Source organism: uncultured Ruegeria sp., from assembly GCF_947504215.1.
Lineage (GTDB): Bacteria > Pseudomonadota > Alphaproteobacteria > Rhodobacterales > Rhodobacteraceae > Ruegeria.
In genome coordinates, this window is sequence record NZ_CANNGO010000016.1 from 29,313 (window position 1) to 51,420 (window position 22,108).

Here is a 22,108-nt window from a genome sequence, read left to right on the forward strand (position 1 = left end):
GGGTAAAGACCACGATATATGGCGGTAAGCCGCACAAGCGGCACATCAGGATGAGGGCAGACGGTGGCAACCCGAGCACAGAGCGGGATGATCCTATCGATTAATCGATGGCGGAAATCCCGAAAACTGCGCAATTTCGGCACCTTGGGGTTGGTTCTTCTAGGACCCGTGCTGGCGTTGGCAACCTACCTTGTTATTGGTCCATTTGATCTTGGGGCGACCGCTCCGACGCTACGGCTGATTCTGCTTGCTGACCTGGTCTATGTCCTCGTGGTCGCAGCGCTTGTTCTAAGTCAGGTCGGCAGTCTGATCGCAGCGCGGCGCGCGAAATCCGCCGGTTCACGCCTGCATTTGCGGTTGATCGGTGCATTTACGTTGCTGGCGCTCGTGCCGACGGTCACGGTGGCTATTTTCGCCGGTCTGACTGTTAATATCGGCCTTGAGGGGTGGTTTTCAGACCGGGTGCGTCAGGTTGTTGGCTCATCTCTCACTGCGGCTGAAGCATATGAACTAGAACACCGCCAGGGCCTGACACAGGATGCCGCCGTTCTGGCGCGTTTTCTGGACAACGCACGCTCGCTGGATTTCTATATCTCTGATGCCGAGCTGCGCGAGGTTCTGGCGCAAGGGCAAGCGCAGATTCAGCGCGGATTGCGCGAGGCATATGTCATTGATGGCAGTGGTGAAATCCGTTCGCGCGGGGATCGTTCCTATCTATTCAACTACGAACCACCGACGCCCGAACAGATCGTCGAGTCGACTGACACTGGGCTCCTGATTATTGCAGATTGGGAAAACAACGAATTCCGCGCGTTGGTACCGCTGCAATCCTATCTGGACCGCTATCTCTACGTCAGTCGTGAGGTCGACGGAGATTTGTTGACCTTGCTTGATGATACCAAGCAAACAGCCAGATTTTATCAGCAGTTGGAAAGTGAACGGGGCAGGGTCCTGTTCAACTTTGGACTACTCTATCTCGGTTTTGCGTTGATCCTGATACTGGCGGCCATGTCGCTGGGCATGTGGTTTGCGGAACGCCTGTCTCGGCCAGTGGGCCGTTTGACAACGGCTGCGCAACGCGTCGGTGCCGGTGATCTGGGTGTGCAGGTCATAGAAGAGGCCAGCGACGACGAGATCGCCATGTTAGGGCGTTACTTCAACCAGATGACCCGCCAGTTGAAAGGTCAGCGAGATACCTTGCTGGAGAACACCCGTCAGATCGAGCGCCGCCGTCGCTTGTTCGATTCTGTTCTGAGTTCGGTGACGTCAGGCGTCGTCGGCGTGGATTCCGAAGGCTGCGTGACCTTCGTTAACCGTTCGGCCGAGCGGCTGCTGGACTGGTCGCGCGGTGAGGACCAATTGGCCATCGGCATTGCCGTGCCAGAATTCCTGCCCTTGTTCGACAATCTGAAAAGCAGCGGGCAAGAGGCTGTTCAGGGTGAGGTCAAGGTGGCCCGAAAGGGTCAGTTGGAGAACCTGCTGGTGCGTATGGCGATCCGGCGCGGTGAAGATGGTGGTCTGGAAGGTTATGTTGTGGCTTTTGACGATGTGACCGACCTGGTCAGCGCGCAACGGATGGCGGCCTGGGGCGACGTTGCACGTCGCATCGCACATGAGATCAAGAACCCGCTGACCCCCATCCAGCTCAGTGCAGAACGGATCAAGCGCAAGTTTTCGCGCAAGCTGGATGAGGAAGATTGCGACAGCCTTGAATCGATGACCGATGTGATCGTGCGGCAGACCAACGATTTGCGGCGTATCGTCGATGAATTTTCGAAATTCGCACGTATGCCGGAGCCTGAGCGCAGTGAGGAGAATGTCGTCGGATTGGTGCGCGAGGCGGTGCTGCTGCAAAAGGCAGGACAGCCGGATGTGCAAATCGATGCCGATCTTCCGGATCAACCAGTGCTGGCGGATGTGGATGCAACGATGTTGAATCAAGCCCTGACGAACTTAATCAAGAACGCAGGTGAAGCCATTGGAACACTTAAGGAAAAAGGCGCACCTGACAACCTAAAACCGCAAATCAAAGTGGCGGTTTCCAGTGATGATGCGGGTACGATCATCACGATTGCGGATAACGGCATCGGTCTTCCTGAAGACCGGGCGCGGTTGTTCGAACCTTATGTTACGACACGTGACGAAGGGACCGGCCTTGGGCTGCCCATTGTCAAAAAGATTATCGAAGAACATGGCGGCGCGCTGACTTTGGAAGACGCGCCCGTCTTTGACGGACAGGACCATTTTGGCGCGATGGCTGTGATCCGTTTACCGGGGCCCAATATCGCCCCAACAGCTGCGCCACAGAAGCAGGCGATTAAAACCAACAAACTGAAAGCAGGCCAAAGATGAGCGACATTCTGATCGTAGATGACGAACGCGATATTCGCGAACTGGTGTCCGACATTCTGGAGGACGAAGGCTATTCAACCCGGCTGGCAGCAAACTCGGATGAGTGCATGTCGTCGATCAATTCCGAGCCCCCCGGGTTGCTGATCCTGGATATCTGGCTGAAAGACAGCCGCATGGACGGGATCGATATCCTGAAATCGGTGAAACGGGACAACCCGGATGTGCCGGTGGTGATCATTTCGGGGCATGGCAACATCGAAATCGCCGTGGCGGCGATCAAGCAGGGCGCATATGATTTTATCGAAAAGCCCTTTAACATCGACCAACTGATGGTGGTGATCCGCCGTGCGATGGAAACCTCTCGCCTGCGTCGCGAGAATGCCTCGCTCAAGCGGAAAGAGGTCAGCAATTCGGACATGATCGGCAAGTCCGCCTCGTTCCGGGCCATGCAGGGTCAGCTGGACAAAGTGACCAAATCGAATGGCCGTGTGATGCTGAGCGGTCCTGCCGGGTCCGGCAAGGAAATCGCGGCGCGATATATCCACGCGCATTCCAACCGGGCGAACTCTCCCTTTGTGACAGTCAATTGCGCTGGGGTCGAGCCAGAGAGAATGGAAGAGGTTCTGTTCGGACGCGAATCCTCGGAACGCGGTGTTGAATCCGGCCTGCTGGAAGAGGCGCATGGCGGCGTTGTCTACTTCGATGAAGTCGCCGACATGCCCTTGGGCACTCAGTCGAAAATCCTGCGCGTGTTGGTGGATCAGCAGTTCCAGCGTGTAGGTGGCACCGACAAGGTGCGGGTCGATCTGCGGGTGATATCGTCAACCAACAGGGATCTGGACGACGAGATTGCATCGGATCGCTTTCGTGAAGAACTTTATCATCGCCTGAACGTGGTACCGATTGCGGTGCCGTCGCTGGAAGACCGGCGCGAAGATATCCCGGTTCTGGCGCAGCATTTTATCGAAATGTGCAACGAATCGCAGGGTTTGCCTGTTCGCGAATTGTCGGAGGAAGCCGTGGCTTTGTTGCAAACCATGACGTGGCCCGGCAACGTGCGGCAGTTGAAGAACCTGATAGAACGCGTGCTGATCCTGGGTGATGGGACGGGCCCGATTGAAGCCCGTGAATTGCCAAGCGATGAGGACAAGGCCGAAGAATCAGGCCGGGTGGTTCTGTCTGGTGCTCTGGCAACCCTGCCATTGCGCGAGGCGCGCGAAGCATTCGAACGGGAATATTTGCTGACTCAGATCAACCGGTTTGGTGGCAATATCAGCCGTACGGCAAGTTTCGTCGGGATGGAGCGCAGCGCGTTGCACCGCAAGTTGAAATCTCTGGGTGTGGTCACGTCCAACAAGTCTGGCGCGCGGGTGGCGCAACTGGATGAACCGGAACCGGCAGAGTAATCAGCCGCGACAACCTGATCGCGTTTCCGACCTGTCGTCGTCCAATAGTTGGCGATCACACGTGTCGGGAACCAGTCAGACGAGGACACGCGTGTGAATAAGGGGCCTGCACATATTGTCAGCTACGCGCTCGAGACTCGAGGGTATCCCGCCTTCGGCAAGCGCCTGAAACGATTGCGCCGGTCTGTTGGGTTGAAACAGGCGGCTCTGGCCGAATTGTTGCAGGTCGATCAAACCACGATATCCAGATGGGAAAACGGTGCCCAAACGCCATTGCTGGAAACACAACAGGCGGTGTTTTCAGCCCTTGGTCCCATCAAGGAAGATGACAGCGCCTTGCGGCGGCTGGTCATGAGTTCCACCGAATGTGTTCATCTCGTAGAAGAGACCAGTCATAAGTGTCTTGCCTATTCGGCCAGTCGGGCGCGTGACTGGAACACCAGCCAGCAGGCCTTGCTGGGCGTGTCACTTTGGCAATTCGCCACCGAAGAAATTCGCCATGCCGAAGCTGAATTGGCGAACGAGGGGTGGTGGGATCAGCACTCGCCCAATCCCAAGGCTTTTTTGACATCCGAGGCTGTGCATGACCGGATCCGGATCAGCGCGGGCGAAATCAGGTGGGAGCGCTTGTATCTGTCGGATGGCACACCGGTTCGGTTGGTCAGCGGCTCTCGGGCCAGCACCGCATAATTTATGCGTTCAACGCGCGGTGCTGGCCTAGTAGAACCGTGACATGACGGATTCTTTTCGCGTTTTCTTTCAAGTTGTACTGTTATGGCTCGCGGGGCTTGGCGCCGCTACCCAATTTGCCAAGATCGCGGTGCCGTTTGCCGAGATATCACAGCTTTATCCTGCACACTCGGATACGATTGGATGGCTGTTGTCGATCGTTAGCTTGATCGGGGTTATTCTGGGCGCTTTTTCAGGGGCGATTGCCGGTCGGATCGGTCCATCCACCTTGTTGATATTGGGCCTTCTTTTGGGCGGGGCCATGTCGCTGTTTCAAGCAACCGGGCTTGGCTTTTATGTCATGCTGTTAACGCGTGTGGTCGAAGGATTGTCGCATCTCGCAATTGTTGTTGCGGCGCCGACCTTGATTGCACAGATCACGCATGGCCGGGCACGCAATGCGGCCATGGTTTTGTGGAGCACGTTTTTCGGGGTCGCATTTGCACTGAACGCTTGGGCCGGCCTGCCGATGGTCGCCCGTTTCGGGCTGACGGGTTACTTTTTGATCCATGGATTGCTGATGCTGTTAATAGCGGGGATCATCTACGCCTGCCGCATTCGCGTCGATTTAGAGCAGTCAGGAAGCGTAGGATTTGGGATCTCGGAATGGGTCAACGCGCATGTGAAAGCCTACCGCTCGCCATTCATTTCCGCTCCGGCAATCGGCTGGTTTTTCTATACTCTGACTTTTGTGTCCCTGCTGGCCATTTTACCGGGGCGCCTGCCAGAGCATCTAAGTGCGACGATCGCCGGGCTCATGCCCCTGGCAGGTATCGTCTTATCGTGGTTGGCGGTCCCGTTACTACTGAGTGTCATGTCATGTGTCGCGGTGGTTAGTCTGGGTTTTGCATTGGGAATCTCCATACTTTGCGCCGCTTTTATGGGGCTGCCACTGGCTGCGGTATGTGTGGCGCTGTTTGCAGTACTGGGATTGGTTCAGGGCGGAAGTTTTGCCGCCGTGCCAGAGTTGAATGAAACGCCAGAGGCGCAGGCGCTGAGCTATGGGGCCATGGCGCAGATGGGCAATGCGGGAAATCTACTCGGGACGCCTATTCTGTTGGCTGTTTTATGGCGTGGCGGCGATGCCGGGGTGCTTGCAGCAGTGATTGGTATCTATGCAGCGGCAATCACCGCGCATCTGTGGTTAGCCCGTCGACGTCAGGCCCGTCGGCAATCCTAACCAGCCTGACCCGGGGTTATGATTTGAAACGAACCGTCGTCGAACTTCACAAAACAGGAAGCCGTACCAAGTGGCGGTAGCGTTGTTGTCCGAACTGCCGGGACGCTGGATTTTACGTTCTGTTTGCAAGGCGGCAGGCTGACGGGGCGATAGCCTTTTGCAGCCATGCACTGCGCTTCGACGGTGCTGCGCAGGCCCTGGTTCACATCCACGGTATAGATCTGCCCCGGCTGCCACCAACCGCCCGAGCGATAGCAGCGGCCATTGCTGTCGCAATGCGTTCGCCCTGGCCAATAGGTCGGCGGGCTCTGCCGCACCTGATTGGCAACCGGTGCATCCTTAAGAGCGTCGACCTGACATTGGGTGGTTTCCCTCTGCATCTTCGAGACGCTTTCACCTTCGCGATAGTACAGAGAAAGCGGGCCACATGTGGACAGCAGCATCAAGGGTACGAGTAGGCGAAGCAGTGTTTTCATATGCTTACCTTGCCTCAGTCACGCTGGTATGACAATTCAATTGACCGCTTTGGGGGCATCTGTCATTCAAAGATTTCATGCAGAAGGGCCAAATACATGAAGGTCATTATATGCGGTGCGGGTCAGGTTGGCTGGCAGATTGCACGGCACCTTTCGGGCGAACTGAATGACGTCACTGTGGTGGACAACAATCCCGATCTGGTGCGCCGTGCCACTGAAACGCTGGATGTTCAGGGGATTGCAGGGTTCGCCAGTTACCCTGACGTGCTCGAACGGGCAGGGGCCCGTGACGCCGACATGATCATCGCTGCGACCCATTCGGACGAGGTGAACATGGTCACCTGTCAGATGGCCCATTCCGTCTTTGCAATCCAACGAAAGATCGCGCGGTTGCGGTCGAAATCCTATCTCGAAGCGATCCATTCCGATCTTTACCGTCGGGACCATCTGCCGATCGACGTGGTGATCAGCCCGGAACGTGAGGTTGCTGCTGCTGCGATGCGCCGATTGTCGGCACCGGCGGCGTTCGACACCGAACTTTTCATGGAAGGTAAGGCGCAGCTACTTGGTATTCGCGTTGATGAAGACTGCCCAATCGTTAACACGCCGTTGCGCCAACTGACCGATCTGTTCTCGACACTCAGTTCAATCGTGGTTGGGGTTCGACGGGACGGGACACTGTTTGCGCCTGAATCCGAAGATCAGCTTTTTGTCGGTGACGAGTGCTATGTCTTTACCAACGTCAAAGATGTCGACCGCACAATGGAGGTTTTTGGTAAGTCCCAAAAAAAGCAAGACCGTGTGGTGATTGTCGGTGGTGGCAATGTTGGGCTCGAAGTCGCCAAAACACTGGAAGAACGCGAAAGCCGCGTGCGAGCAAAGATTGTTGAGCGTGATCGCCATTGTGCGGAAGTGGCTGCAGAGGCGCTGGAACGGACGATTGTTCTGAATGGTGACGGTCTGGATGCCGGATTGCTGAGTGAGGCTGGAATCGACCGGGCAGACGCCATGTTGGCCGTTACCGATGATGATCGGACAAACTTGTTAGCGGCAGTGCGCGCCAAGGCCGAAGGTTGTGCGTTGGCGATTGCCCTGATCAATGATCCCAGTATGCTGGCCCTGATGGGGCCGCTTGGAATTGATGCCTACATCAATCCACGCGCCACCACTGTCAGCTCGATCTTGCGCCATATCCGCCATGGGCGCGTCAGACAGGTCTATTCTATTGGCGATGCCGAGGCCGAAGTGATCGAAGCCGAAGTCTTGTCAACGTCGCCCATGGCGGGGCAAAAGCTGCGGGATATTGATTTCCCCGAAGGTGTATTGGTCGGAGCTGTGCGCAAAGGCGAAGACGTTCTACGACCGACGGGCAGCCTCCGGATCGATGAAAAAGATGTGGTTGCGATCTTTGCGATGGCCAAGGACGTGCCCGAGGTTGAGCGGCTGATGCAGGTCTCGATCGATTTCTTCTGATGGCGCGCGCTCGAACACAAAAAGTCGGGCTTCTACGGCGATTGCCCCTGTTTCTGCTGATCTGGGGTTGCGTCGCACTCGCGATGTGGATCCCCGCGATCTATGCGCTGGCGCTGGATGATCATGATACGTCCAGATCCTTTTTCTATTCGGGGATTCTAGGTCTGTTTCTGGTGGCCACGATTGCTCTGGCCTCGTCAAATCGAATCCCTAGAAGGGGAACCTTGGGTCAGTTGGCGGTCCTTTTGGCGTGCTTCACGGTGCTGCCGGTGTTTCTGGCGATTCCGTTTCATGATGCACTTGGCAACACCACTTTTCTGAACGCCTATTTCGACATGGTCAGTGCTTTGACCACGACAGGGGCAGATCTGTTTCCAAATCCCGATCGTCTGACGGCACCCCTACATCTTTGGCGCGCACTGGTCGGCTGGATGGGCGGGCTGTTGATGTGGATTTCTGCGGCGGCGATTCTGGCGCCCTTGTCGCTGGGTGGGTTCGAGGTCACCGCCCGGGGGCAGCCCGGGCGTCCGGTATCAGGTGTTGCACAAAGCGAAAAGGTAGACCCCCGCGGGCGCCTTATCCGTGTAACGCGTACGCTGACTCCGGTTTACATCGGGCTGACAGCCGTGATCTGGGTTCTTCTGTTGATTGCCGGCGAAAACGGACTGACGGCGGTGTGTCATGCCATGTCGATCATGGCCACATCCGGGATTTCTCCTGTGGGCGGGCTTGAAGGGGCGCAGGCCGGTATCACTGGTGAGGCGATCCTGTTTTTGTTCATGTTCTTTGCCTTGTCGCGCCTGACGTTTTCCACAGACACGGCGACAACCGGTTACTCTCGCCTGGACAAGGACCCTGAATTTCGTATTGGCCTTATGGTCGTTTTGGCCGTCGCCACCTTGCTGTTTCTCCGCGTGTTGGCTGGGGTAAGCGAAATCGGCGTTCAGATCGATCCGCTCCAGGCGCTGCAGGTGCTGTGGGGGATGATGTTCACGGTCATGGCCTTTCTGACCACAACCGGGTTCGAGAGTGCCAACTGGGATGATGCGCAGCAGTTATCGGGACTCGGCACTCCGGGCCTTATCCTGATGGGGCTGGCGTTGATTGGCGGCGGTGTCGCTACGACAGCCGGCGGTGTCAAATTGCTGCGTGTGTTCGCTTTGTATCTCAATGGCGCGCGCGAGATTGATCGGCTGATCTACCCGTCTTCGATCAGCGGTGCCGGTGGCGGCAACCGGCGCATTCAAAGTGGTGGTGCCTTTATCGCCTGGATCTTCCTGATGCTCTTGGCGCTGACCCTGGCAGTGTTCAACCTGCTGCTGGCCGCAATGGGATCCAGTTTTGAGCAAGCGATGGTTCTGAGCGTCGCCGCGCTGAGCACAACCGGGCCGTTGATCGAGCTGGCCACCGATGTTCCGATCCGGCTGATTGACCTGCCCGGAAGCGCCAAAATAACCTTATGCGCGGCCATGGTCATCGGCCGTCTTGAGACGCTTGCAATTGTTGCTTTGATCACACCATCGCTTTGGCGAGACTAAGCCAACGCCTGCGTCTGGTCTTTACTGCCTTATTTTTCATCTGGAATATCTCTGCGCGGCACTCCATACTCACGCAGAGGGAGCGCGTTGGTCCGCAGCGCGTAGCAAGAACAACGGCGAGTTTATAAAAATATGGCTTCGGACAGACAGAATCTTCAGGATGCCTTCCTGAACAATGTACGAAAAGCAAAGGTCCCGGTCACGATTTTCCTGATCAATGGCGTCAAATTGCAGGGTGTGATCACCTGGTTCGATAATTTTTGCGTATTGTTGCGCCGCGACGGACAGTCGCAGTTGGTATACAAACACGCGATTTCGACCATCATGCCATCACAACCTATTAACCTGTACGAGGGCGAAGACGCCTCTTGATGGAACATGACAGGACGCGCACCCGGGCTTGGGTGCTGCATCCCGAAATCAAATCAGATGAACAGCGCCGTGTCCCTGAACCGGCGCTGGCCGAAGCAGTTTCACTGGCCGTGGCTTTGCCCGATCTGGACGTGATCGGATCCGACATTGTGCGCCTGCCGCGCGCTCAGCCGGGGTTGTTGTTCGGCAGCGGCAAGATCGAAGAGCTGGGCGAAAGGTTTCATGACGCCGAGGTCGAGCTGGTCCTGATCGACGGCCCTGTAACGCCGGTTCAGCAGCGCAATCTTGAAAAGGCATGGAATGTTAAAATCCTCGACCGGACCGGTCTGATCCTCGAGATTTTCTCGGATCGTGCCCGAACCCGCGAAGGTGTGTTGCAGGTCGAGATGGCGGCCCTTAGCTATCAGCGCACACGTCTTGTCCGCGCCTGGACCCACCTTGAGCGGCAGCGGGGCGGATTGGGATTTGTCGGCGGACCCGGCGAAACGCAGATCGAGGCTGACCGCCGTGCTATTGATGATCAACTGGTGCGTCTACGGCGTCAGTTGCAGAAAGTCATTAAGACCCGCACGCTGCATCGTGCGGCGCGCGCCAAAGTGCCTTATCCGATTGTGGCGCTTGTCGGCTATACGAACGCGGGTAAATCGACGCTGTTCAATCGCCTGACCGGCGCCGAGGTCATGGCCAAGGACATGCTGTTTGCCACGCTGGATCCAACAATGCGGCGTGTGGAATTGCCGGACGGCCCCGAGATTATTCTGTCGGACACGGTTGGGTTCATCTCGAACCTGCCGACCGAGTTGGTGGCGGCGTTTCGTGCCACGCTGGAAGAGGTTCTGGGCGCTGATCTGATCGTACATGTCCGGGATATCAGTCATGATGAAACCGAAGCTCAGGCGGCAGACGTCGAGACGATCCTGACATCGCTGGGGGTTGATGAAGACCGTCCGCGCCTGGAAGTCTGGAACAAGATCGACTTGCTGAATGCAGATGAGCGCGAAGCGGCGTTGGCCCGAGCAGATCGGGAGGCCGAGATCTTTGCCATTTCGGCCATAACGGGTGAGGGGATCAGTACGTTATTGGCCGAGGTTGCAGAAAAACTGCAAGGCACCCGGCGCGAGGAAACCCTGACGCTAAGCTTTGCAGAAGGTGACAAGCGTGCCTGGTTGTACCGACATGACGTAGTTCGGTCTGAAGAACAGACAGAAGACGGCTTCCAAATCGCAGTTTTGTGGACCGATAAACAGGCATCACAATTTGCTGCGATCTAGGCCTTTTTGCCATTGATCTGAGACTGGTAGTCTTCTTCATCAAACCAGCCCAACGAAGACTGAACCTTATGGTCTGGCGTCAGTTCCCATTCCTCCCAGCCGCGTGCGATGACATGGTTACCGGTTTCGGAATGATGGCCTTCGAGGGTCCAGACAAAAATGGCATGAGATCCCGCCCACCGCAGCATGTCGCACCGGACTTCTAAATCGGGAAATTCGCTGTAAAAGCCGCGCGCCATCTCGGCGATTGCGGCGTGGCCTTGGATAGGCTCGCCTCGGTTAATCGCAATCTGTCCGTCGTGTGCATAAAAGCTGGCCACGGCATCGGCGTCGCCCGAACTCCAGGCGATTGCGTAATCACGTGCGAGATTGTTCAGAATGTCGCGAATACTGGCCATGATTGTCCCCTGGTCGCCGTTTGTCGGCCAGTGGATAGTAGGCGGCGCGGCTGTCGGCGTCCACGACACGAAAAAAAAGGGGCGAGGACTTGCCGAACGGATGGCTTATCGCGGGATCAGGTTTGTGACGCCGACAGCCGCGGCCCGCGCCAGATCCATATCCAGTGACATCGGGATGTACTCACCACGCCGCCACAGCTGTGCCTGATCGTCGTAATAGCGAGACAGAAAATGACCTGACTGCCCGGTTGCAGTGATAAAAACCGAGCTGTCAGGGTCGGCAAAATCATAAACACCACGATAGCCCGCACCGTGCACGTTCTGGAACGGATCCGGGCCCTCGCCGGATGTGCGACCGCGCAGCAGGGTGTTGTCACCACCGCTTGTAGACTGGCGAATGTTCACGAAATACCGCAGAACGGGGACTTCACCTAGAACAGGGTGATCATGAGTGGCTTGATGCGCATCGCCCCAACGCAACGATTCCAACGCGCTGCCATACCGCTCGGATATCCAGATCAACGCATCGTCCAGCGCCAGACGTGCCATTTCCGTGCAGGTCTCTTTGGGCGCGCTTTGGCGGACGTCGCACCAGACCCCAGCACCGTCAATGTCGCGGTAGACCCGTTCGATGAACAAGGGCTCAACATGTTTGAACTCACCGGCCAGAGGGCCAAGCTCGTCCGAGATCAGACGGGCCTGAAGCGCCCGCAACCATGCGGCATAGATCAGAGGTTCTGGAAGATGTTCGTTCATCTCACCATTCCAGTCGGCCAAAAGCGTCAGGGCAATCTGGCGCTGGCGTTCTGGCGTGCCTTCGGGGGCGGACGCCCCTGTAAACCATAGATCAGCCCCGATCAGCGGCAGCAATGAACGGGCGGTGAAACTGACCGTGTCCAATTGCGCTTCGATAAAGCTGTCGCGGGTGTGAACCTCGCGGGACATCATCAAACGTTCCCATCGGTTGACGCGTTGCGTATCGCCCCACTCAAAAGACACGTGATTTGGAAACGGGCGATCAATGATCTTATTGTTGGTATTGCCCAAAACACCACCTACAGGGGCAACGAATTCGGGGTTTTCTGCATAGGGCAGGCGCCCTTGCCAACGGTTGGCTTCGATCCAGCCCGGTGTCGGAATGCGCCCTTGGCTTTGATTGCGCAGATGGCGCCCCGGCATTGCTCCGATCAGTTTCATTCCAATCGTGTCCGTATCGACTAACGACAGGTTCTGCGACGGGGCGATAAACTGTTCGGCTACTTCGATGGCCTGGTCCACATTGTCTGCATTCATCAACGCCATTGAGGCGGTCATTGATGTGTCCTGAGGGCTGAGCGCGGTCCACGATAAAGACGCAACATGCCCCGGAGGCGTGATCGTTTCCAGATCGTAGTGGCTGCCCGGCAGGACCGGGCCGTTATCAGTCCAGCGCAATGTCAGCGTTATAGGGGCTTCGCCCTGGATTTCGATGATCGAGGGGCGTTTGCGAAACTCTTTGTAGCCGTCTGGTGTCAGGTATTCTTCTGGGTTGTTCGGGTTCAGCTGCTCGATATGCACGTCCTGATCGTCCAGATAGGACGAGGTTAGCCCCCATCCAAGCCGGTCGCTGCGACCGCTCATGACGGCTGGTATGCCGGGGATTGTTGCACCGATGACGCCGCCTTTGGCCAGCCCCAGATGTGCCAGATACCAGACACCCGGAGCTGTGAGCCCCAGATGGGGATCATTGGCCAACAGGGTGCCACCACTGGCGGACCGGGACGGAGCAGCGGTCCATGCGTTGGATGCCCCGGCCAACCCACGTTTGGGGAAGGGCGACAGCGGCGTGTTGGGCATGTCGGTTCCGCGCGCATAACGTGGCAGGGTTGGAAACAATGATGCATATTCTGGCAATGCGGCTATTCCGGGCCCGGGGACGTCGGGCAGGATATCGGCCAGCCGTTCAGGGTTGTTCAGCATCAGCGAGGTGCGGGCCCGCAGCACCTCATCCTGCAAATGCCCGGACAGCTGAAGCCCCATCAGCTTGATCACCGCAATACTGTCGCCGGGTTGCCAAGGGGATACGGGGGTTTTGAACAGAAACATCTCGGGCGCGCCGCGGCCCAACGCTTCTTCGTTGATCTCGGTCAGGCGGGCGTTGACGCCCGCCGCATAAGACCTCAGTGCAGCTTTGGTGTAGTCGTCCTGAACCTCGACCGAGCGATGCGCCAGACCATACAGATCCAACCGGCGCAGCAGTTTATCGATATGAACGGTGCGTGGTCCAAACACTTCGGACAACCGGCCCTGCGCCGTGCGGCGCATCACTGTCATTTGCCAAAGGCGATCCTGTGCATGGGCATACCCTAGTCCGAAAAAGACATCCGGGTCGGTTTCAGCCAGAATATGAGGCACATTGGCCGTATCGCGCACGATCTCGACCGGAGCGGTCAGCCCGCGAACTTCTAGGGTTTGGTCGTATTCAGGCAGGGACTGACTGGCCAGAAAATAGACAAGGCCCACACCGGCGAGGATCAGCAGGACCAGGCCCGAGGCAATGCGCACCAGCCAGCGAAAAACAAGACCCATCAATGCCCCACATTCTTCTTCATAATTCGATGTCGCAAAGACTAGTGGATGGCGGCTGTGACCGAAAGAGGAACGGCGCAAGAACGTGTCAAAGACAGGGCAAAATGAAAACCCCGTCGCAGTGACAAACACGGCAACGGGGTGGGAAAAGTGGTAGGTATCGCCCGAGTTAAGGAATGATGCGCGTGTATTTGGTGCCTTCTACGGTTGCGCCGAATTTGAGACCGGCCTGCCCAAAGATGGCCGCCAGAACTGGGGTCCGCAACGTCGTCGTATCCGTTGACAGGGTTTCGCCTGTCGCATCGACAACATAGCCGATATCGGCACCCGCGGTCCAACCGCTGGCGCGCCGGAAATCGTTCAATGCATCCTGCGTCATGAAGAACAGCACATGGGTGTATTGTTGTGCGCCGATCTGCAAACCAGCGCTGCCGGAAACTGCGGAATAGTAATCGACGGTTGCGCCTTGAATGCGCAACGCACCGCGCCCGTAAGCGCCGCCAAAGATAAAGCCGGCTTCGGTGATCAACGGCATGACCAGCATGCCAGTTGCCTTTTGCGAAATCTCGACCGTATTGGGGTACCGCGTGTACATTTCGTTCAGCGTCGCATCGACGCGGGCGTCGATCGTGGTGGCATTGGATGAACCGACCCCGTTGCCGCAAGCGGCAGTAAAGGTCAGACCGGTCATGCCAAGGGCAAAACCACGACGCGTCAGTCGGGGGGAGTTGGAACTGCTCATGATTGTTATATCTCTGTCGAAGTGCCTGAAATGTCGGGTGAACCCGATCTTGGCCGTTAGACTACGCGGATTGTTGCGCTATGTCACGGGAAAAGCTGGCGTAGCAGCCTCGCACACCAGCGGAAAACCGCAATGGGTCGGCGGTTTAGTCTTGTAAATACCTTGCGACCTGCGGGGCGAAATAGGTCAGGATGCCATCGCATCCGGCACGCTTGAAGGCCATCAGGCTTTCCAGCATTGCCTTCTCACCGTCTATCCAACCGTTCTGCGCAGCCGCCTGCATCATCGCGTATTCTCCGGACACCTGATAGGCGTAGGTCGGTGCCCCAAACGTGTCTTTTACGCGGCGGCAGATATCCAGATAGGGCATGCCCGGTTTGATCATCACCATATCGGCGCCTTCAGTCAGGTCACGTTCGATCAGGCGAATGGCCTCGTCAGAATTGGCCGGGTCCATCTGATAGGTCTTTTTGTCACCGGTCAGTGCGCCTGATGCGCCAACAGCATCGCGGAACGGCCCGTAAAAGGCGCTGGCGTATTTCGCGGCGTAGCTGAGGATCATAACGTTGTGATGGCCAGCACTTTCCAGCGCGCGGCGCATTTCCCCGATACGGCCGTCCATCATGTCCGATGGGCCGATAATATCGGCCCCGGCCTCGGCCTGGGCCAATGTCATTTTCACCAGCGCTTCGACGGTCTGATCATTTACGATCTCACCCTCAACGACATAGCCGTCATGACCGTTGATATTGTAGGGATCCAGCGCCACATCGGTCATGACCGCGATGTCAGGCGCGGCCGTCTTGATCGCCCTGATCGCCCGGTTGGACAGGTTGTCTGGGTTCCAGGCCTCGGCGCAGTCTTCGGTTTTGAGAGACGCATCCGTATAAGGAAAGATGCAGATTGCGGGTATGCCAAGCGCTTGTGCCTCAACAGCCGCTCTGGCGATCAGGTCGACGGAACGGCGCATGACACCGGGCATCGAGGACACGGGTTCTTCCACGCCTTCCCCATCCCTGACAAAGACCGGCCAGATCAAGTCATCGCTGGTCAAAGTGTTTTCCCGAACCAACCCCCGAACAGCCGCAGATTGACGCGCACGCCGGAACCGGGTCAGGGGAAAAGGGGCAATGGTCGGTTTCATGACTCGTTCTCCTTGAACAATGCCGCATTGGGTGGCATGAATTCGCGACGGTCTCAAGGGTACCAATGGACGCGCTGGTGCGATAGAACCCCCTGAGGATTTTGAATAAAGGGCTGGGTTTGGACTGGTACACTTCGATCTTCGAACTCATCGACATGCGCAGCTTTTCAAATCTGTGGTTTTGGATCGTCTTGGCGGTGGTTTGGTCGTCAACCAGCCATTGGGTGATGGGCGTCCCTTATGATCTTGTGATCCGCGCCCGTCGCGTCGGTGGTCAGGCCGAAGCCGATCTGCTGGACATCGTGCGGATCCAAACCAATCGGATGCTAAACATCGTTGATATGTCCGGAACGCTGCTTTTGGCCATCGTGTGCTTTGTGTCCACGGGGCTTGGTACTTTGGGCTTTTTTTACGGAGTCGAGTTTGCTCAGGCAGTTTTCCTGCTGGCGTTTCCAATGACATTCGTGACGCTTGTGAACATTTTTCACGCCCGGCGGTTACGCCAAGAGGAGCTGACGCTTGAACGGGTTGCAAAAACCCTGTCTCGCTGTCGGCTGTATACCCAGATCATCGGTATGATCTCGGTGCTGGTCACTGCGCTTTGGGGCATGTATCAGAACATTTCGATCGGCGTTCTGGGATAGCAAAAATCTGAAAGGCAAGGCGATGAAGGCTCCGAACCACGTTACAGTCGGCGGCGCCCCTGAAGGGTTTGACGCACAGCTTGTGCTGAACGAAATTGCGCGGTCGGGCGCGCCGGTTTGCCACGTGGCCCGCGATGACAAGCGGATGGAGGCAATGCGGGCGGCGTTATCTTTCTTTGCCCCGGATATGCCGGTCTTCGTGTTTCCCGGTTGGGATTGTCTTCCCTATGATCGTGTCTCACCCAATCCAGATATCTCGGCTGCACGGGTGGCGACTTTGGCCGCGCTGGTGCATCAAATGCCGCAGAAGTTCGTTTTGCTGACGACGCTGAACGCGGCGACGCAAAAGATTCCGGCGCGCGATGTTCTGCGGGAAGCGGCATTCACCGCCCGCGTCAATCATCGCATCAATGAAGGCGCTTTACGAAATTTCCTTGTTCGCATGGGGTTTACCCAAAGCCCAACGGTGATGGAGCCGGGCGACTATGCAATCCGGGGCGGTATCATCGATATCTTCCCTCCGGGTGAATCGGGACCGGTTCGCCTTGATCTGTTCGGAGATGTTCTGGACGGCGCCCGCCGATTCGATCCCGTCTCTCAGCGCACGACTGAGAAATTGGATGTGGTCGAACTGGCACCGGTATCCGAGGTTATTCTGGATGAGGCAGCGATCACTCGGTTCCGCCAGAACTACCGGATCGAATTCGGTGCCGCAGGGACGGATGATCCGCTGTACGAAGCGGTCAGTGCCGGGCGCAAGCATCAGGGTATGGAGCATTGGCTGCCTTTCTTCCACGAACAGCTTGAGACTTTGTTCGACTATCTACCGGACGCGACGATTTCCGTCGATGATCAGGTGACGCCAGCGCGGTTGGCGCGGTGGGATAGCATCGAAGACCAATACGAGACGCGAAAACATGCGCTGGAGAATCGCTCGCGCATGGACACGGTCTATAAACCAACACCGCCCGGCCTGTTGTATCTGGATGACGCGGCCTGGGATAAGGCGGTGGGCGGCAGGCGGGTTATGCAGTTCAGCCCGTTGCCGCAGGCTAGTGGGCCGGGTGTGATCGATGCAGGCGGGCGGATCGGACGAAACTTTGCCCCAGAACGCCAACAGGAGAGCATAAGCCTGTTCGGTGCATTGGCCGACCACATCACGAGCAAGTTGGGCAAGGGGCCGGTGCTGATCGCATCCTATTCGGAAGGGGCGCGGGAACGGCTGACGGGTTTGATTGAAGATGAAGGTCTGGCAGAGGCGGTTCCGGTCGCTGACGGCACCCGAATTGGCAAGCGCGGTCTGCATCTGGCCGTCTGGGCGCTGGAACATGGGTTCGAAACCCCGGGTCTGACAGTGATCGCAGAACAGGATGTGCTGGGTGATCGGTTGATCCGCCAGCCCAAGAAACGCCGCAAGGCCGAGAATTTCCTGACCGAAACTCAGTCCCTCAGCCCTGGTGATTTGGTTGTCCACGTGGATCACGGCATTGGGCGTTACATGGGTATGGAAGTGGTCACCGCCGCAGGCGCTGCCCACGAATGCCTGCTGCTGGAATATGCTGAAAAATCCAAGCTGTATCTTCCGGTCGAAAACATTGAACTGCTATCAAAATACGGCCACGAAGAGGGTCTGTTAGACCGGCTTGGTGGCGGTGCATGGCAGGCCAAGAAAGCCAAGCTGAAAGAGCGTATCCGCGAGATGGCGGACAAGCTGATCCGCATCGCTGCCGAACGCGCCCTGCGCAAGGCTCCGGTGATGGACCCACCGCCACACGCGTGGGAAGAGTTCAGCGCCCGGTTCCCCTATCAAGAAACCGACGACCAATTGCGTGCCATCGCCGAGGTGATGGAGGATATGCATTCGGGCGCACCTATGGATCGCCTGATCTGTGGCGACGTCGGGTTCGGCAAGACCGAGGTCGCCATGCGCGCGGCCTTTGTGGCCGCGATGTCGGGTGTTCAGGTGGCGGTCATTGCGCCTACGACTCTGTTGGCGCGGCAACATGCGGCCAGTTTTCGGGAACGTTTCCGGGGCTTCCCAATGGAGGTCCGGCAACTGTCCCGTTTTGTGTCGGCAAAAGATGCGCAACAGACCCGGGACGGGATGGCGCGGGGCACGGTCGATATCGTGATCGGCACCCACGCGCTGCTGGCCAAGGGAATACGGTTCAACAATCTGGGCCTTCTGATCATTGATGAAGAACAGCATTTCGGTGTGGCTCATAAGGAACGGCTCAAGCAATTGCGGTCGGATGTCCACGTGCTGACCCTGACGGCAACGCCGATCCCGCGGACGTTGCAACTGTCCCTGACCGGTGTACGCGATTTGTCGATCATCGGCACGCCGCCCATCGACCGGCTAGCGATCCGAACCTATGTCAGTGAGTTCGATACGGTGACGATACGCGAGGCGCTGCTGCGGGAACACTATCGCGGCGGGCAGAGCTTCTACGTTGTCCCACGCATCTCGGACCTGCCCGAGATCGAGGAATTCCTGAAAGAACAACTGCCCGAGCTGACGTATATGGTCGCCCATGGGCAGATGGCCGCGGGTGAGCTCGATGATCGGATGAACGCCTTTTACGATGGGAAATACGATGTCCTGCTGGCCACAACGATTGTGGAAAGCGGCTTGGATATTCCCACTGCCAATACGATGGTCGTGCACCGCGCCGATATGTTTGGCTTGGCGCAACTTTATCAGATCAGGGGTCGCGTTGGGCGGTCCAAGACCCGCGCTTACGCCTATCTGACCACAAAGCCGCGCAAGAAGCTGACCGATACGGCCGAAAAACGTCTGCGCGTTTTGGGTTCGCTGGACACGTTGGGGGCAGGGTTCACGCTGGCTTCGCAGGATCTGGATATTCGTGGTGCCGGAAACTTGTTGGGTGAAGAACAGTCCGGTCAGATGCGTGATGTGGGATACGAGCTGTATCAATCGATGCTGGAAGAGGCAATTGCCAAGATCAAGGCGGGTGAGATGGAGGGTCTCAGCGAGGCCGACGATCAGTGGGCACCGCAGATCAATCTGGGTGTGCCGGTTCTGATCCCCGAAGACTATGTGCCCGATCTGGACGTGCGGCTAGGGCTGTATCGTCGCCTGTCATCGCTGTCCACCAAGGTCGAGCTGGAAGGTTTTGCTGCCGAGCTGATTGACCGTTTTGGCAGTCTGCCGAAAGAGGTGAATACGCTGATGCTGGTGGTGCGGATCAAGGCGATGTGCAAGCGGGCGGGCATTGCCAAGTTGGACGGCGGGCCGAAGGGGGCCACGATCCAGTTTCACAATGATAAATTCGCCTCACCTCAGGGGTTGGTGGAATTCATTCAGGCCCAGCGCGGCCTCGCCAAGGTCAAGGACAACAAGATCGTCGTGCGTCGGGATTGGAAAAAGGACAGCGACAAGATCAAAGGTGCCTTTGCCATCGCACGGGATCTGGCAGAAAAAGTGGTGGCCCAGAAGAAAAAGGCCAAAGCCTAGTCGCCCGAGACAAACGTGCACAATTGCCAGTTGCCGTCATTGGATTTGACCAGCGCGGCACGGTGGCCGACCATGGACCACAAAAAGTCACTGTGCATATGACCAACGGTGCCATCCGTCAGGCGCACTGATTGGTATTCAGCCCCATCCTGATAGTCCGGGACAAAAACAACTTCATGGCTGATCAGCCCGAGTATAGCCCCACCACGCGAAGGTTCCCGGCGCAAAGTGACCTTCTCGCCGGTGATGAAATAGGCGGTGAACGGGTCAAGGGATGCGGGCAGACTGATCTGCCATTGATGCGGCATCCAGAATTCACCCTGATCGTCGAAGTAACCAGGTTGCGACAGCGTATCCTGCAATGCGACCCAGTAGCTTTCACGCATCTCATCGGCCTGATCGCGAAGCTCTTCAGAAAGTTTTTCGGGATCTACCGTCAGGTTTTCGCGGAGTTCTTCGGGGCCACCGTCGCCGCCATGGCTGAGATAGATATCAGGGCAGGCGCTGGCCACGACAGCCTCGGTATCGCGCGCGGTGATCTTGGCCAGAAGGTCGTCGCGAAAGGCAACAAGTGCGGGGTCACGACCGGCCTGATCAACGGGTGGAAAAGACTGACGATCAGCTAAAGCCGGACCGCAGACCAAAGCGGCCAGTAGGGCAGACAGGTACTTCATTCGGCAGCCTTCATTGCGGCTTGCGCACAGAAACAGGAAGCGCCAACAGCTCGGTCAGCGCGTGCCAGCGCAAGGTCCAAGCGCTGTTTAATCTGTTTTATTTCAATGCCCTCACCGCGTGCCTTCAGGCAATCATGTAAACCTTTCAGGCTCCAGACATTGTCAGGATGTATAGACGCACGGCTAAGGGTTCCGCCCAGTCCCAGATCCTCGCGATAAACGGCCTCGGCCTCGGCTACATGACCTTGTTCGAACAACAGCGCCCCAAGCGCGTGACGCGTTGGTTGCATCCAGCCCCAGGGCTCGTCGTATGGCAAGGTGTCGTCCAGCTCGACCGAGCGGCGCAGATGAGTGTAGGCTGCATCATAGTTCCGTTTGCGATATTCGATCTCGCCCCGCAGCATTTCGCGCGCGATTTCAAGCAGATCAATGACGCGGTTATTGTGCAGCAGGCGTGAGTCAGGCACCCTCGACATGGCCGCCAGAAATTCTTGCTCCTCCGCTTCCGCCTGCGCCACCTGATCCGTGGCGGCAAAGGCAATGGCGCGTGCGTAGTGGATTGTCGCAGTCAGGGTGCAATACAATTCGGGGTCCGACGGCAACCCCAACGCCTTAGCCTCATCCCAGCGGCCAAAGCGGATCAGGATATGCGGACCCATGGACATGTAGCTTTCGAAAAAATCTGCCATCGGTGGGCTTTCGATGCGCAGCATGTCCTCGGGGGTGGTGTCCCAAAGGCCCTGATTGGCCCGTAAGGCCGGTTCCATCTGGCCAAGAAACAGCGCACCGTAGATGGTAAAATGGTAATCATGCTGGCGATAGCCAGTGTAGATGTTGAAGGCACCTTCGCGTTCGTAATACTTCAGATCGGCTTCGGTCGCCTTTTCATTCCAATGCACAACGTTGTGGTAATGCCCACACAGCACATCGATATGAGTGGGCATGTGAACCAGATGCCCAGCGTCGGGCACCATTGTCCGCAGCACATCCCCGGCCTTGAGCGCCTTTTCCGGAGTTGGCGACATCTCCATCAAGTGAACATAAAGGTGCAGCAGCCCGGGATGTGACATGGCGGCCGGATCATTGGTCATGGCCCACTCAAGCGTCTCTTGCGCCTCGAGCGTGGCGGCGCCTTTAGCGGGTTGACCGCTTTTCAGGTCCCACATCTGCCAGGGGGTGAGGTTCAGCAACGCTTCGACAAAAACAGTGCGCAAGTCCAGGTGATCAGGATGCGCGGCGAATGTCGCACGCATGCTATCCGCGAAATCGTGATCCCATTTGTGCATATCCGGGGTTGGTTCACGCTGAGGGTATCGGGCGGGTAGGGCGCGGATCAGGGCTTGTTCTACATCGGTGCACCCCTCCATATGCGCCAGTGCCTTTTGGGCAGCGTCATAGGCCAACGCCAATGCCTTTTGTTTCCCACGGTCATCCTGCAGATCCCAGGGCAGGTTGTAATTCGGACCTGCCGCGTAGGCGACGCCCCAATGGGCCATGGCACATTCCGGGTCAAATTCTGCTGCGCGCTTAAAGCAGACTACGGCTTCTTCATGGTTATAGCCGTATGTCCAGTTCAGCCCCCGATCGAACCAGACCTGTGCTTCGGGCGACGTGGTTGTGACAGGACAGGAATAGGTGCCCAGATCGTAATAATCGCTCATTG

17 protein-coding genes are annotated in these 22,108 nt (G+C 57.3%); 10 read left to right on the plus strand and 7 right to left on the minus strand.

Annotated features, from left to right (window positions below; translation table 11 throughout):
• Nucleotides 1-87: 87 nt before the first annotated feature.
• The 4 genes from Q1B21_RS20250 to Q1B21_RS20265 all read left to right on the plus strand — a co-directional run bounded on the left by Q1B21_RS20250 (nucleotide 88) and on the right by Q1B21_RS20265 (nucleotide 5,667).
• Nucleotides 88-2,352: a PAS domain-containing sensor histidine kinase gene (locus Q1B21_RS20250; RefSeq protein ID WP_298934863.1), complete on the plus strand. Its 2,265-nt coding sequence runs from the start codon at nucleotides 88-90 to the stop codon at nucleotides 2,350-2,352.
• Nucleotides 2,349-3,758: a sigma-54 dependent transcriptional regulator gene (locus tag Q1B21_RS20255; protein WP_298934864.1), complete on the plus strand. Its 1,410-nt coding sequence runs from the start codon at nucleotides 2,349-2,351 to the stop codon at nucleotides 3,756-3,758. The genes Q1B21_RS20250 and Q1B21_RS20255 overlap by 4 nt, the downstream gene beginning before the upstream one ends.
• Nucleotides 3,759-3,851: 93 nt before the next feature.
• Nucleotides 3,852-4,448 (plus strand): helix-turn-helix transcriptional regulator, encoded by a 597-nt coding sequence (locus Q1B21_RS20260; RefSeq protein ID WP_299892636.1) that lies wholly within the window; start codon nucleotides 3,852-3,854, stop codon nucleotides 4,446-4,448.
• Nucleotides 4,449-4,491: 43 nt separating this feature from the next.
• Nucleotides 4,492-5,667, plus strand: coding sequence for an MFS transporter (locus Q1B21_RS20265; RefSeq protein WP_299892638.1), 1,176 nt, complete (start codon nucleotides 4,492-4,494; stop codon nucleotides 5,665-5,667).
• Here Q1B21_RS20265 and Q1B21_RS20270 read toward each other — a convergent pair.
• The gene (locus Q1B21_RS20270) at nucleotides 5,664-6,143 is read right to left on the minus strand and encodes a hypothetical protein (protein WP_299892640.1); all 480 of its coding nucleotides are present in this window, start codon (nucleotides 6,141-6,143) and stop codon (nucleotides 5,664-5,666) included. The genes Q1B21_RS20265 and Q1B21_RS20270 overlap by 4 nt on opposite strands.
• Nucleotides 6,144-6,239: 96 nt before the next feature.
• On the opposite strand from Q1B21_RS20270, the gene trkA reads away from it, so the two are divergent.
• From trkA to hflX, 4 genes are all read left to right on the plus strand, one after another.
• Nucleotides 6,240-7,616, plus strand: a complete 1,377-nt coding sequence (trkA, locus tag Q1B21_RS20275) for a Trk system potassium transporter TrkA (protein WP_299075689.1) — start codon at nucleotides 6,240-6,242, stop codon at nucleotides 7,614-7,616.
• Entirely contained in the window at nucleotides 7,616-9,154 is a 1,539-nt protein-coding gene (locus tag Q1B21_RS20280; RefSeq protein WP_299075687.1) for a TrkH family potassium uptake protein, read from the plus strand. Before trkA ends, Q1B21_RS20280 begins: the two co-directional genes overlap by 1 nt.
• A 132-nt stretch (nucleotides 9,155-9,286) precedes the next feature.
• On the plus strand, nucleotides 9,287-9,526 hold the full coding sequence (hfq, locus tag Q1B21_RS20285; RefSeq protein WP_005982826.1) for an RNA chaperone Hfq: 240 nt from the start codon (nucleotides 9,287-9,289) through the stop codon (nucleotides 9,524-9,526).
• On the plus strand, nucleotides 9,526-10,797 hold the full coding sequence (gene hflX, locus Q1B21_RS20290) for a GTPase HflX (protein ID WP_299892642.1): 1,272 nt from the start codon (nucleotides 9,526-9,528) through the stop codon (nucleotides 10,795-10,797). The genes hfq and hflX overlap by 1 nt, the downstream gene beginning before the upstream one ends.
• On the opposite strand, the gene Q1B21_RS20295 is transcribed toward hflX, so the two are convergent.
• The 4 genes from Q1B21_RS20295 to hemB form a co-directional block, all read right to left on the minus strand.
• Nucleotides 10,794-11,195 (minus strand): nuclear transport factor 2 family protein, encoded by a 402-nt coding sequence (locus Q1B21_RS20295; protein ID WP_298934871.1) that lies wholly within the window; start codon nucleotides 11,193-11,195, stop codon nucleotides 10,794-10,796. The two genes, hflX and Q1B21_RS20295, sit on opposite strands and share 4 nt — an antisense overlap.
• 105 nt (nucleotides 11,196-11,300) lie before the next feature.
• Nucleotides 11,301-13,763 (minus strand): penicillin acylase family protein, encoded by a 2,463-nt coding sequence (locus Q1B21_RS20300; RefSeq protein WP_299892644.1) that lies wholly within the window; start codon nucleotides 13,761-13,763, stop codon nucleotides 11,301-11,303.
• 169 nt (nucleotides 13,764-13,932) lie between these two features.
• Nucleotides 13,933-14,505, minus strand: coding sequence for a YSC84-related protein (locus tag Q1B21_RS20305; protein WP_298934872.1), 573 nt, complete (start codon nucleotides 14,503-14,505; stop codon nucleotides 13,933-13,935).
• A gap of 145 nt (nucleotides 14,506-14,650) precedes the next feature.
• The gene (gene hemB / locus Q1B21_RS20310) at nucleotides 14,651-15,649 is read right to left on the minus strand and encodes a porphobilinogen synthase (RefSeq protein ID WP_299892647.1); all 999 of its coding nucleotides are present in this window, start codon (nucleotides 15,647-15,649) and stop codon (nucleotides 14,651-14,653) included.
• A gap of 119 nt (nucleotides 15,650-15,768) precedes the next feature.
• On the opposite strand from hemB, the gene Q1B21_RS20315 reads away from it, so the two are divergent.
• A complete protein-coding gene (locus tag Q1B21_RS20315; RefSeq protein WP_299892648.1) occupies nucleotides 15,769-16,293 on the plus strand; it encodes a component of SufBCD complex in 525 nt (174 codons plus the stop codon).
• Between the two features lie 22 nt (nucleotides 16,294-16,315).
• Nucleotides 16,316-19,771, plus strand: a complete 3,456-nt coding sequence (mfd, locus tag Q1B21_RS20320) for a transcription-repair coupling factor (RefSeq protein ID WP_299892650.1) — start codon at nucleotides 16,316-16,318, stop codon at nucleotides 19,769-19,771.
• On the opposite strand, the gene Q1B21_RS20325 is transcribed toward mfd, so the two are convergent.
• Together Q1B21_RS20325 and Q1B21_RS20330 are read right to left on the minus strand one after the other, a co-directional pair.
• A complete protein-coding gene (locus tag Q1B21_RS20325; RefSeq protein WP_299892652.1) occupies nucleotides 19,768-20,445 on the minus strand; it encodes an SH3 domain-containing protein in 678 nt (225 codons plus the stop codon). The two genes, mfd and Q1B21_RS20325, sit on opposite strands and share 4 nt — an antisense overlap.
• Complete coding sequence (locus tag Q1B21_RS20330) at nucleotides 20,442-22,106, minus strand: hypothetical protein (protein ID WP_299892654.1); 1,665 nt, start codon at nucleotides 22,104-22,106, stop codon at nucleotides 20,442-20,444. Before Q1B21_RS20330 ends, Q1B21_RS20325 begins: the two co-directional genes overlap by 4 nt.
• Nucleotides 22,107-22,108 lie beyond the last annotated feature (2 nt).